The organism is Aliiroseovarius sp. F47248L (genome assembly GCF_023016085.1).
In the GTDB taxonomy this organism is placed as follows: Bacteria; Pseudomonadota; Alphaproteobacteria; order Rhodobacterales; family Rhodobacteraceae; genus Aliiroseovarius.
This window is the reverse complement of record NZ_JALKBF010000001.1, coordinates 1,426,498-1,438,893: the sequence shown is the minus strand read 5'-3', so window position 1 is coordinate 1,438,893 and position 12,396 is coordinate 1,426,498. Positions and strand designations below refer to the sequence as shown.

Here is a 12,396-nt window from a genome sequence, read left to right as displayed (position 1 = left end):
GGGTGCTATTTTATCCGCTGGAAAGGGATTAACGCGACAAGGCGTCGGATTTCAGCGCCTCTTGCGCATCTTTCGCTTTCAGGACAGCGCGGATCCAAACCAACATCACCACCGCGACGATCACGGCGACCAGAAGCCCCGCGATATTGCCAAGAAGGGCTGCCAGACTTTCGATGCGGGATGCAAACCCATAGCCCAGCCCAACATAAAGGCTGACCCAGATCGTTTCCCCAAGAATATCCCAAACCGCAAATCGCACCCAACCCAGTCCGGTTGCGCCAGCCACGAAATTGACCCATGGCCCCAAGGGTGCGACGGCCCATGTCGACAGAAAAACGCCAGTGCCGCCGTATTTGTCCACGAAGGCGCGCGCCCTTTCCAATATGGTTCGTTTTGCGGGCGTGCGTGCCAGCCATTGCAGGGCGCTTGCCCCGCCAAATCGGCCAATCGCATAGCCTGTCTGATCCCCTATGACCGCGCCCACAAAGGCAGAAAGCATGACATTTGCCAGCGAAAGATCCCCCGCCGCCGCAAACGCGCCGCCGGCCAGCATCATCAGAGAGGTGGGGATGGGAAGCGCGAGACACGACAGAAAGGCCGAGAGGAAAACCACGATAGGGCCATAGTCCAAGAGCAGGGCAAAGATGGCTTCGGTGGTGATCATTGGCCCCCACCGGTTTCGCTGTCAGCTTGAGAGGCGCGGTGCGCGGCAATGGCGGCTTCCAGATCGGCGATCATAACGTCCAGCGGGATACCGCGAGCCTCGGCAAGTCGGCGCAGACTGCTTGGGCCATCACCCGGTTGGCCCAGTTGCAATGCCTCAAACATCACCTGTCGCGGGACATCCCACGAATAGGCAACGTATCTTGCGGTCATCCATCCCTCGATCGGTTGGTCGATATGGGCGGGGTCGTTCCAGTATATCCAGCTGGCGGTTGTTCGGACGGCAAAAAAGACGCTCATTGCCAAGGCGACCGCCAGAATAAGCGTCGCAATTGGGGCCGCGCCCCAGATGCGTTTGATAAATGAAAACATCGCGGTTTCCTTGCCGGTTGGGTCTTGAACGCGTGGGCGCAGAACTTCCGTCGTTTAGCGGCCCAATTCTTTCATCCCGCGCTCGATCCCTTCAAGCGTCATCGGGACCATGCGGCCCTCAAAAATCTGGTTGATCATCTGCACCGACTGGGTATAGCGCCAGTGATGTTCGGGCAGTGGGTTGATCCACAGGTTGTCGGGCCATTGTTCGCGGGCGCGTTCCAGCCAGACCTGACCGGGCTCATCATTCCAATGCTCGTTCGCCCCACCACGATAGGCGACCTCATACGGGCTCATCGACGCATCACCGACGAAGATGCACTTATAGTCGGACCCATAAGTGCGCAGCACCTCCCATGTGGGGATCTGATCGGTCCAGCGCCGCGCATTGTCGCGCCACACACCTTCGTAAAGGCAGTTGTGGAAATAGTAGTATTCCAGATGCTTGAACTCGGCGCGGGCGGCGGAAAACAACTCTTCGACGACCTTGATATGCGGGTCCATTGATCCGCCAACATCCAGAAACAACAGGACTTTCACCGCGTTGTGCCGTTCAGGCCGGGTTTTCACGTCAAGATAGCCGTGTTCGGCGGTGGCGCGAATGGTGCCGTCCAGATCAAGCTCTTCATGCGCCCCATCCCGCGCCCAGTTGCGCAGGCGTTTCAGGGCGACCTTGATGTTGCGCGTGCCCAGCTCGACCGAGTCGTCCAGATTGCGAAACTCGCGTTTGTCCCAGACCTTCACCGCGCGTTGATGGCGAGATTTGTCCTGCCCGATCCGCACGCCTTCGGGGTTGTAGCCGTAAGCGCCGAAGGGCGAGGTGCCGGCGGTCCCGATCCATTTGTTACCGCCCTGATGACGCCCTTCCTGTTCCTTCAGACGCTCTTTCAGGGTTTCCATCAGCTTGTCGAACCCGCCAAGCGCCTCGATCTCGGCCTTTTCCTCATCGGTCAGGAATTTCTCGGCCATCTTGTCCAGCCATTCCTGCGGGATATCCACGGCTTCCAGCATTTGCTCGGCGGAAATCGCTTCAAGCGCTTCAAATGTCATCGAAAACGCGCGGTCGAATTTGTCGAGGTTGCGTTCGTCCTTCACCATCGCAACGCGGGCAAGGTAATAAAACCCCTCGATGTCATAGGTGACCAGCCCGGCCTTCATCGCTTCCAGAAACGCGAGAAATTCGCGCAGCGAGACCGGCACTTTGCTTGCGCGCAGGCTTTCGAAGAAGGGCAGGAACATCGGTCGGACCTAGCGGCTGATGAAGATCGAGGCGAAGAGGGCGATCAAGGCAAACCCAAGGGCATGAACGGCGGCGTATTGCGCGATGTCCAGCCGATTGCCGCCCCGTTTGCGGGCGCGCATAACGCCAACTAATGCCCCGAAGATAAGCGCCGCGATGACCAGCATATCTGCCTCTACCCTTCAAAAAGGGCGGTCTTGGACGGCCCCCGTTCCCTTTAGCCCGGCGAGATGGCAGCGATTTCGCTGAGCCGCGCGCCGACCTGCTCGTTCGAGCCGAAGCCATACCGCGCCCAGCCCAGACTGTCGAGCCTGACAAGCTGCGCCTCAGCGCCGCGGCCAGCAAGGTCAAGAGCTTCGGCTTTGATCATCATCAGCGTCGCCAGAAGCGCCGCGTTTTCGGCGCGCATGACGGGGGAGATGTGGGAGTTGACGATGGCAATCGCCTCGTTCGCGCGGCCGGCAGACAGGGCATAGGCCGCCAGTTGCACGCCCATATGGGCCGCGTGCAGCGCGGTTTCGGGATTGGCGCGGTAGATCGCTTCGGCCTCGCGGAAGGCGGCGAACGCCCCTTTGCTGTCCTGGCGCATGTTCAGGCGACCATAGGCAAACAAGCTGAATGCCAGCCGCGTGTCGCGCCAGGCCATATTGCGCGCGATTGTGACGGCTTGCGCAGATGCCTCACGACGGCGGGTTTTGGACTGTCCACCGCCCAGCGCGACCTCTATCGCGACCTTCCATCCTTCGGGCGACGCACCCCCCATACGCGGCGCACCAGTGCCGCCCGCGGGATTTAGACGCGCCAACACCTGCGGCAGACGGGCAGCGACATCGCCACGGCTCATGCCCGAGGCCAGTTCCGGCGCGTAATACGCCCGCAAAATCAGCATATCAAACCCGGTCAAAACGGTGTGGAAGTTGTCGTCGTTGAACACGCTGTCATGCAGGCGATACAGATCATTCACCGGTCCCAGCGCCTGTGCGACTTCTTCATGCAGACAATCGCGCAGCTCTTGCGGGCTGACATCGCCGGGCAGGAACACGGCCATCTTGGTGCGGGTGCGCATCTTTGCCCAATCCAGCCGTGCTGTGCCGCGCGCGGCCTTGTAGTCTTGCCAACTGGACACATTGGGCGCCACGAAACAGGCCGCATGGGGCACAAGGCGCTGCAATTGGCGTTTCGGGATGACCTCAAGCGTAATGGACGCCGTTTCAGACCCGGACACTTGCCGTATGTTGATCCCAGCCTCGATGCGCAGTCGCGCCATCAGGCGGTTTAGGTCGGCCATCATGTAAGTGGGCGCATTGCCAGTGACGCGCAGGGTCACAGGGCCTTCGAACCGGGTCAGAACGGGCAGGGGACGACCGCTTTCCAATTGGAAGGACAGGTCCAGAAAATCCCCGGCAATCACACTGTTGGCCCGCGTGGGGCGGGTGATCTGTGTGCCACTGAAGGCTTTCATCGGGGGCAGGGTGGTCGGCAGACCGACGCGGCGTGCGGTGACCTCGTCGCCCCCAGCGGTCTGTTCGGCGCGCGTGCGTGATCCGTCCGGCACCGCGCAACTGACAAATGCCAGACAGGTCAGGGCCAAGGCCGCGGTTTTTGTGATCTGTCGCATCGTCAAGCCCTCCCATACCGGATGAAGGGCGTCTTGACGCCAATCCGGTCATAGAGTGCACGTGCGGTATGGTTGAAATCCTGCGTCAGCCAATAGACGGACGGCGTGCCGTTGCGATCAGCGGCACCATACACTGCTTCGATCAAGGCCCGCCCGACACCTTTGCCCCGAACCGATGGGTCCGCGTAAAGGTCTTGAAGGTAGCACACATTCTCAACCTTCCACGCGTGGCGATGGAACAGGTAATGGACCAGCCCGGCAGGCCGGTCGTCCACGCATGCCAACAGGCCGTGGAACTCGTTCGGGTCCTCTGACAGAAGTCGGGCGAAGGTGGTTTCATAGACCTTCGCGTCCAGTTCGGTCTCATAGTAGCGCAGATAGCCTTCCCACAGGCGATCCCACGCGGCCCTATCAGACGCCGTCAGTGGTCGAACGGTAATGTGAGCATTGTTTCCCATAACAATACACGCACACCTATTTTATGCCCCCCCAGGCAAGGGGTCGACTTTAGGGTATGGGGCGGGTTTTACCAAGCAAAACGGTGGTTTTCGCGAAGGATTGGTCGGAAAGCCGTAAGGGAAAACAATATGTTGTGTGGGCTACCTCACCCAGCACTAGGTTGGTTCGTTCGAGACGTGCTGGTTCAGCGAATCGTTTGCTACAGCCCGATCACGTCATAATCGGGCGAGCCGGACCATGTGATTTCCCATTTTGCACCGGGTCGAACGTTCTGCACGGCGGCGGGATCAAAGGCGACCAGACAGGTGCCGCCGGGATGGCGAACGGAGGGGTAGACGAGGCCGCGATGACCCTCGTCCCGCAGCTTGTTGGCCAAGGCTTGGCCGCGCGGATACCCGACAGTGGGCTCAGGATGCAGTGACGGATGGTCGGTCTGGCGGCTCAGGTCCGGGAAATCACCGATGAAATCCGCCAGCAATTCAACATAGCGCGCCGAGGTGTCGAAAACGCCGATGTATGTCAGTTCGCGGGTGTAGTGATAGCCGACTTCAGCGACCGAGGTCATGGCGCTCCAACTGCAATACCACGCGCCGCGATGTTCGTCGTTGAACCGGTTGCCGCCCACGCGCCGATAGGTGAAGGCCGCGTTGACATGGCTCAGGCCATAGATGCGAAGATCAGCGGCGCGGCGTTCCCATGCCAGTTCCAGCCGGTTCACTCCCAGATCGCGCCCGCGCTCAGCGATGTGGCGGGCCGAGGTCATGGCCTCGACTTCCGCCAACAGGGCCATTTCACCGTCATTATCCACCAGCCCGCGCAGAACCGGCGGTTTGTGATATGTGGCGGGGATCAGGCGAACCAGTGCGCGGTCGCTGACAGATCGCAGCGGCAGAGCGTCAGTCACATCCCGCCCCGCAGTGCATCGACGTAATTGCGCACGCGCAGGAATTGCGGCAATCCATCCTGGATCATCGTGTCGATGGGGCGTGCGCCGTCAAACATTGGACCGGTGTTGGCAAGGGTAATCCACTGATCGGCGATCGCCACGTCGAAATAGAGGTGCAAGGATTTGTAGATCCCCACCAGCGCGGACAGGCGCAACATCTGGTCGCGGGTCAGATCGCCCTTGAAGCCGGGATTGCGCGCGCGTTTCCATGTGGACGTGGACATATCCGCCAGCGCGGCGGCGTCGTCCAGTTTAAGCCCCCAAGCCTCGGCGATACGGCCATAGGCTTTCAACGCCACAGCCGCATGATCCGAGGTTGGACGGGCCGGGGGCGGGGTGATGGGTTGTGGGGCGGCGTGCATGGTGAATCTCCTGTCGTGTTGAGCAGAAGATAGGATCATATGGACCGAATGTCAAGTTCAGATGGGCTTATTTCCGTCTGCCATGCCCCTCACGACGGGCCATGAAAGCCAGGCGTTCAAACAGATGCACATCCTGCTCGTTTTTCAACAATGCCCCATGTAGGGTCGGCAAGGCTGACGCCCCATCGCGTTTCAGCACTTCAGGTTCGATATCTTCGGCCAGAAGCAGCTTCAGCCAGTCCAAGACCTCAGAGGTCGAGGGCTTTTTCTTCAGTCCCGGCTGCTCGCGGATTTCATAGAATTGTGTCAGCGCCTCGGTCAGCAGGCGCGGCTTTATGCCGGGGTGGTGCACCTCGACGATCTTCGCCAGCGTATCAGCGTCAGGGAAGCGGATATAATGGAAGAAACAGCGGCGCAGAAAGGCGTCGGGCAGTTCTTTTTCATTGTTCGAGGTGATGATGATGATCGGGCGATGCTTGGCGCGGATGGTTTCCCCGGTCTCGTAGACGTGAAATTCCATCTTATCAAGCTCTTGCAACAGGTCGTTGGGAAACTCGATATCGGCCTTGTCGATCTCGTCGATCAGCAGGACAACGCGCTCGTCGGCGTCAAACGCCTCCCACAACTTGCCGCGCTTGATGTAGTTTCGCACATCATGCACGCGCTCTTCACCCAGCTGGCTGTCTCGCAACCGGCTGACGGCGTCATATTCATACAGACCCTGCTGGGCCTTGGTGGTGGACTTGATGTTCCATTCGATCATCCGTGCACCCAATGCGCCCGCAACCTGCATCGCCAGTTCCGTCTTGCCGGTGCCGGGTTCGCCCTTGACCAGCAGGGGGCGCTGCAAGGTGACGGCGGCATTCACGGCAACCTTCAGGTCGTCGGTCGCCACATAGCTTTCAGTGCCTTCAAAGCGTTTCGTCATCCTGTCATCCCTTTACGGTCGAACCTCACATTACCGGGCGAAGTAATGGGGTAGGCAAGTTTTGGCAAGGGTGAGGGCGCACAGCCCAGACGTGATCCATGACAATTGGAATGGCAGTTTGAATGCGCAGGGTGTGCAGGTGAATGATATCCCGAGTGTTCTCATTAGATTTCAGATGTTTGCTCGTCATAGGCGAAAACCTTGATCAAACGCGCTCATTGGCTAGTGACATCTGCCGAAAGCAAGTGTAAACGAGCGCCACAAGAAGCCGGACTCCTGTGGGGCAACAAGGTTGTTAGGTAGTTATAGTCCGGTAAGTTGAGGGAGTTGGTATGAAAGCAGAGACTTTCCTGCCCGACGATTACAGTCCTGCCGAAGACGAACCGTTTATGAATGAGCGTCAGACGGAGTATTTCCGTCGCAAGCTTCTGGCCTGGAAAGAAGAGTTGTTGGACGAAAGCCGCCATACTTTGGAAGGCTTGCAAGACAACACTCGGAACATCCCAGACATTGCGGATCGTGCCTCGGAAGAAACAGATCGGGCATTAGAGCTTCGCACACGTGATCGGTCGCGCAAGCTGGTTGGCAAAATTGACCAGGCCCTGCGTCGGATTGAAGAAGGCGAATATGGATATTGCTCGGAAACGGGCGATCCGATTTCGTTGAAACGTCTTGATGCACGACCCATCGCGACCCTGAGCCTTGAGGCGCAGGAACGCCACGAGCGCCGCGAAAAAGTTCACCGCGACGATTAAGCCGCGAACCACTGAAAATCTGGGGATGGGCGCACTTGTCGCGTGGCATGACGCCCTGATCCATGGCAAAAGGCGCTGGGAACCCCGGCGCCTTTTCTTTTGCTTTGACGTCATGTGCAATGACACCAAACCATCCGGACTGTGAAATGGATCAATATCCGTCAAGGAGCACAACGCTATGATCGCAGGACAGGACGTCACCATCCTTGGTGCAGGGATCGGCGGGCTGACGGCGGCGGTGGCTTTGGCGCAACGCGGCGCGAACGTCACCGTACTTGAACAAGCCCCCGAGATCACCGAGGTTGGTGCAGGGCTACAAATCAGTCCCAATGGCGTATGCGTTCTGGATGCGCTGGGTCTGGGCGACGCGGCCCGTACCCGTGCAGTAAAGGGCAATGGGGTCTGGCTGCGGGATGGTGTCTCGGGTCACGAAGTGATTGATTTCAACTTCGACAAAGTGGCACCCGGTGCGACCTTTCTCCTGTTCCACCGCGCCGATTTGATTGATCTTCTGGCCCAGGCAGCACGCAACACGGGGGTGACGATCCGCTGTGGCACGCAGGTCGAACGTGTCTTGCCCAGCCTGACCACTGCGCAGGTGAAGGTCGTGGGCGAACCTGCACAGGAAATGGGGTTTGTCATTGGTGCCGACGGTTTGCGATCCGTAGTGCATAGAGCCATGAACGGTGCCCGCGCGCCTTTTTTCACAGGTCAGGTAGCGTGGCGGGCGACCGTGCCCGCGACTGGCCGTGAACCGGCCGAGGCAACGGTTTTTATGGGCCCCGGACGACACATGGTGACCTATCCATTGCGCGATGGCACGATGGTGAACATGGTTGCGGTGGAAGAGCGCACGGAATGGGCCGATGAAGGGTGGAACCATCAGGATGACCCCGACAACATGCGCAAGGCGTTCAGCGGTTTCTGCGACGATGCGCAAGCCCTTTTGGAACGGGTCGAAACGGCGCATCTGTGGGGATTGTTCCGCCATCCGGTGGCGTTGAACTGGTTTTATGGCCATTGCGCGTTATTGGGCGACGCGGCCCATCCAACTCTGCCATTCATGGCGCAGGGCGCAGTTATGGCAATCGAGGATGCGTGGGTTCTTGCCGCCTGTCTGGATCACCATGGGCTGGATAAGGGACCGCATCGTTATCAGACACTGCGCCGCGCAAGATGTGAAAAGATCGTGGCCGCAGCGGGTAAGAACGCCCGCAACTATCACTATGCCAATCCATTTGCGCGTCGGGTTGGGCACGGGGCGTTGCGATTGGCCGGACGGATGGCGCCACAGCAAGTGTTCAATCGGTTCCGCTGGATCTATGACACGGATGTGACGCGGATATAGTTAGGGTTACGGTTTCAACAAGGCATCGACCGCGCTGCCCGATATCCCGGTGCCCAATATCGAAAAATCCCCGCTTGCAAACATGGCCTGCGCCGCGTCGTTGATCACACGATGGGTCACGCGAGCCAGTGCCGACCCAAGCGAGATACGCGCCACACCCGCCTGTGCCATATCGGCGCTGCTGACCTGCGATAAGGGACCAGCCGCCAAGGCATTAACGGGAAGATCGGTGGCCGCGCAAACCCGTGCCTGATCGGACAGCGTGCCGGGAAAGGGGACATAGACGCAATCCGCCCCCGCAACTTCGTAAGCGGTGATCCGGGCCAGCGCCTCGTCCAGATCATATTGACCGTTCATCACGCCATCCGCGCGGGCCACAAGGACAAAATCGCCGGGCAGGGCACGGGCGGCGGCGGTGGCGGCCTTGATGCGCTCGATCGCCAGCGCGCGATCGTATGGGTTGGCTGATGGCAGGGCGGTATCCTCGATCGAAATACCGGCAAGCCCGGCCTCAAAAGACAGGCGCACGGTTTCGGCGCAACTGTCGGGATCATCGCCAAAGCCGTTTTCAAAATCGCCAGATATCGGGATGGACACGGCAGCGACCAAATCCTGCGCATGGGCAAGGGCTTCGTCCCGGCTGACATGCCCCATATCAGGGCGACCCAGAGTGAAGGCATGGGCTGCGGACGAGGTGCCGATGGCCTGCGCGCCCAATCCCGCAAGCATTTTCGCACTGCCAATATCCCAGGCGTTGGCCAGAATGAACGGATTGCCCTTCTGGTGCAGGGCGCGAAAGGCCGCGCCTCGGTTCTGGTCACTCATTGAGTTGTCTCCGATCCGTCCGTTGCCTGCATTTCTGTGACCTTTCCGTGCCGAAGTTGGTTTGTCAAATGCGGCTATCGCGAAATCGACACGTGATTTTTTTGGCAAAGCGCAGAAATCTCGGGCAATGCCCTTTCCAAACCGTCTGCTCCATGAGATAGGGACGTGCCAAACGAACACTCCCGAGGAGAAAGCCCATGGAGATTCGCGAGGCGCTCACTTTCGACGACGTCCTTCTGGTTCCGGCCGCCAGCAATGTGCTGCCGTCCACCGCAAATACGACCACATTTGTGACGCGGTCGATTGCCATGAACATCCCGCTGCTGAGCTCGGCGATGGACACAGTGACCGAGGCCCGCATGGCCATCGCCATGGCGCAGGCAGGCGGCATCGGGGTCATTCACAAAAACCTTGATCTGGAAGAACAGGCCGAACAGGTGCGTCGGGTGAAACGGTTTGAAAGTGGGATTGTTTACAACCCGATCACGTTGACACCCGACCAAACGCTGGCCGATGCCAAACTTTTGCAAGACCGGTATCGCGTGACGGGTTTTCCAGTCGTGGACGAAAAAGGCCGTGTGGTGGGGATCGTTACCAACCGCGATATGCGCTTCGCCACCGATGACAATACGCCGGTAAAGGTGATGATGACGTCGAAAGATCTTGCCATGCTACAAGAACCGGCCGAGTTGGAAGAGGCGAAAAGCCTGATGAAAGCCCGCCGGATCGAAAAACTTTTGGTTACTAATAGCGAAGGCAAGCTGACCGGGCTTCTGACCCTGAAAGACACCGAACAAGCGGTGTTGAACCCCACGGCCTGTAAAGACGACCTTGGACGGCTGAGGGTTGCGGCGGCCAGTTCAGTTGGCGACAGCGGGTTTGCACGATCCGAAGCCTTGATTGACGCGGGTGTGGATATTGTCGTTGTGGACACGGCGCATGGCCATTCCGAAGGGGTGATCGAGGCGGTGAAGCGAATTAAGGCGCAATCCAACAGCGTTCAGGTCATTGCAGGCAACGTCGCAACCGGAGATGCCACGCGCGCCCTGATCGACGCAGGTGCCGATGCGGTGAAAGTGGGGATCGGGCCGGGCTCGATCTGTACGACGCGGATGGTGGCGGGCGTCGGTGTGCCGCAGCTGACGGCAATTGGCGATTGTTCCGCAGCGGCTGGTGATGTGCCGGTGATTGCTGATGGTGGCATCAAGTTCTCGGGCGATTTCGCCAAGGCGATTGCCGCGGGCGCAAGCTGTGCGATGGTCGGGTCGATGATAGCGGGCACGGATGAAAGCCCCGGCGAGGTGATCTTGTATCAGGGCCGCTCGTTCAAGTCCTATCGTGGGATGGGATCGTTGGGCGCGATGGCACGCGGATCAGCAGATCGCTATTTCCAGAAAGACGCGGCGTCGGACAAACTGGTGCCGGAAGGGATCGAGGGTCAGGTGCCCTACAAGGGCAGCGCAGGCGCGGTCATCCACCAACTGGTCGGCGGGTTGCGGGCGGCGATGGGCTATACAGGCTGCGCCACCGTGGCCGAGATGCGCAAGAACTGTCAATTCGTGAAGATCACTGGTGCAGGGCTCAAGGAAAGCCATGTGCATGACGTGCAGATCACGCGTGAGAGTCCAAACTACCGTATTGGATAAGGATATCATGTGGTTGCGCAGTTATATTAATGTGTCCGGAGCAAGGCTGTGACGCCCGGCGCCCGCGTCGCTGCGGCCATCGAAATTCTTGACGACTATCTTGCTGGCACCCCAGCCGAACAGGCGCTGACCGGATGGGCGCGCAAGCATCGTTTTGCCGGGTCAAAAGACCGTGCTGCCATCCGTGATCACGTGTTTGATGCGCTTCGGCGGCTGCAATCATCCGCTGAAATCGGTGGCGGGATGACGGGTCGCGCGATCATGATCGGCCTTTTGCGCGGTCAAGGGAACGACCCCGACACCCTATTCACTGGGGAAGGTCACGCACCTGAAGCTTTAACTGATCAGGAACGGCAGCCCGTTGGCGACCTTTCTCGCGCTACGCGCCTTGATTGTCCCGCTTGGCTATTGCCGCAGTTCGATGAAAGCCTGGGCGGGCAGTCTGATGACGTGTTGGAGGCATTGCGTCATCGCGCGCCTGTCTTCTTGCGGGTCAACAATGTGCGTACCTCTAAGGAAGAAGTACAAATCCAACTTGCCGAGGACGGGATCGTAACGCGTGCGCATCCACTTGCTTCAACGGCGTTGGAAGTCTTGGAAAATCCACGCAAGATCAATGCATCACGCGCTTTTCTTGATGGGATGGTAGAGCTTCAGGATGCGGCTTCCCAGGCGGTGGTTGAGGCGTTACGGATTGTACCGGGCATGCGTGTTCTGGATTTCTGCGCGGGAGGTGGTGGTAAGGCGCTGGCGCTGGCCGCTTTTGGCGCCGATGTCGTGGCGCACGACATTTCTCCGGCGCGGATGAAGGATATTCCGAGCCGCGCCGAGCGGGCTGGATGTAAAATTCAGGTCGCAACACCGGATGCATTGGCCCGCTTCGGGACGTTCGATCTTGTGTTTGCAGACGCGCCTTGTTCTGGCAGTGGTTCTTGGCGCCGAACGCCGCAGGGTAAATGGCTGATGACGCCGGATCGGTTCGCAGCGCTTCTGGGCATCCAAAAATCAATTTTATATCAGCTTCCTGCCAAAACGGCGGCTGATGGTGCGATTGCTTATGCCACTTGTTCGGTTCTGGAGTCTGAGAACCGTGCGCAGGTGGACCAGTTCATGGAAGATCATTCGGGCTTTGATGTCGACCTTGAACGTCGTTTTACACCACTTGATGGGGGCGATGGGTTCTATGTCGCGCGACTAAAGCGAATGTAATGCTTGGCAAAGACAATCTAAGGTT

Annotated in this window: 14 protein-coding genes; 4 read left to right on the top strand and 10 right to left on the bottom strand. The window is 59.1% G+C overall.

Annotated features, from left to right (window positions below; translation table 11 throughout):
• Positions 1-28: 28 nt before the first annotated feature.
• The 9 genes from MWU51_RS07175 to MWU51_RS07135 all read right to left on the bottom strand — a co-directional run bounded on the left by MWU51_RS07175 (position 29) and on the right by MWU51_RS07135 (position 6,588).
• A complete protein-coding gene (locus tag MWU51_RS07175; protein WP_247035926.1) occupies positions 29-664 on the bottom strand; it encodes a VTT domain-containing protein in 636 nt (211 codons plus the stop codon).
• Positions 661-1,035, bottom strand: a complete 375-nt coding sequence (locus MWU51_RS07170) for a hypothetical protein (RefSeq protein WP_247035924.1) — start codon at positions 1,033-1,035, stop codon at positions 661-663. The genes MWU51_RS07175 and MWU51_RS07170 overlap by 4 nt, the downstream gene beginning before the upstream one ends.
• Positions 1,036-1,089: 54 nt before the next feature.
• Positions 1,090-2,274, bottom strand: a complete 1,185-nt coding sequence (locus MWU51_RS07165) for a VWA domain-containing protein (RefSeq protein ID WP_247035922.1) — start codon at positions 2,272-2,274, stop codon at positions 1,090-1,092.
• Positions 2,275-2,283: 9 nt separating this feature from the next.
• The gene (locus MWU51_RS07160) at positions 2,284-2,442 is read right to left on the bottom strand and encodes a hypothetical protein (protein ID WP_247035921.1); all 159 of its coding nucleotides are present in this window, start codon (positions 2,440-2,442) and stop codon (positions 2,284-2,286) included.
• 50 nt (positions 2,443-2,492) lie between these two features.
• On the bottom strand, positions 2,493-3,893 hold the full coding sequence (locus MWU51_RS07155; RefSeq protein WP_247035919.1) for a DUF2927 domain-containing protein: 1,401 nt from the start codon (positions 3,891-3,893) through the stop codon (positions 2,493-2,495).
• Between the two features lie 2 nt (positions 3,894-3,895).
• Positions 3,896-4,351 carry a GNAT family N-acetyltransferase gene (locus MWU51_RS07150; protein ID WP_247035917.1) on the bottom strand — a complete coding sequence of 152 codons (456 nt, stop codon included), beginning with the start codon at positions 4,349-4,351 and terminating at the stop codon, positions 3,896-3,898.
• A gap of 200 nt (positions 4,352-4,551) precedes the next feature.
• The gene (locus MWU51_RS07145) at positions 4,552-5,256 is read right to left on the bottom strand and encodes an RES family NAD+ phosphorylase (protein ID WP_247035915.1); all 705 of its coding nucleotides are present in this window, start codon (positions 5,254-5,256) and stop codon (positions 4,552-4,554) included.
• Positions 5,253-5,660, bottom strand: coding sequence for an antitoxin Xre-like helix-turn-helix domain-containing protein (locus tag MWU51_RS07140; protein WP_247035914.1), 408 nt, complete (start codon positions 5,658-5,660; stop codon positions 5,253-5,255). Before MWU51_RS07140 ends, MWU51_RS07145 begins: the two co-directional genes overlap by 4 nt.
• 67 nt (positions 5,661-5,727) lie before the next feature.
• Entirely contained in the window at positions 5,728-6,588 is an 861-nt protein-coding gene (locus MWU51_RS07135; protein ID WP_247035912.1) for a MoxR family ATPase, read from the bottom strand.
• Between the two features lie 332 nt (positions 6,589-6,920).
• On the opposite strand from MWU51_RS07135, the gene dksA reads away from it, so the two are divergent.
• Together dksA and MWU51_RS07125 are read left to right on the top strand one after the other, a co-directional pair.
• Complete coding sequence (gene dksA / locus MWU51_RS07130; protein ID WP_247035910.1) at positions 6,921-7,343, top strand: RNA polymerase-binding protein DksA; 423 nt, start codon at positions 6,921-6,923, stop codon at positions 7,341-7,343.
• A gap of 178 nt (positions 7,344-7,521) precedes the next feature.
• Positions 7,522-8,691, top strand: coding sequence for an FAD-dependent oxidoreductase (locus MWU51_RS07125; protein ID WP_247035909.1), 1,170 nt, complete (start codon positions 7,522-7,524; stop codon positions 8,689-8,691).
• A gap of 6 nt (positions 8,692-8,697) precedes the next feature.
• Here the strand turns inward: MWU51_RS07125 and MWU51_RS07120 are convergent, their stop codons facing one another.
• On the bottom strand, positions 8,698-9,516 hold the full coding sequence (locus tag MWU51_RS07120) for an isocitrate lyase/phosphoenolpyruvate mutase family protein (RefSeq protein ID WP_247035908.1): 819 nt from the start codon (positions 9,514-9,516) through the stop codon (positions 8,698-8,700).
• 197 nt (positions 9,517-9,713) lie between these two features.
• Between MWU51_RS07120 and guaB the strand changes: the two genes are divergently transcribed.
• Both guaB and MWU51_RS07110 read left to right on the top strand, forming a co-directional pair.
• Positions 9,714-11,162: an IMP dehydrogenase gene (guaB, locus tag MWU51_RS07115; RefSeq protein ID WP_247035906.1), complete on the top strand. Its 1,449-nt coding sequence runs from the start codon at positions 9,714-9,716 to the stop codon at positions 11,160-11,162.
• Between the two features lie 48 nt (positions 11,163-11,210).
• A complete protein-coding gene (locus MWU51_RS07110) occupies positions 11,211-12,371 on the top strand; it encodes an RsmB/NOP family class I SAM-dependent RNA methyltransferase (RefSeq protein WP_247035904.1) in 1,161 nt (386 codons plus the stop codon).
• Positions 12,372-12,396: the final 25 nt, after the last annotated feature.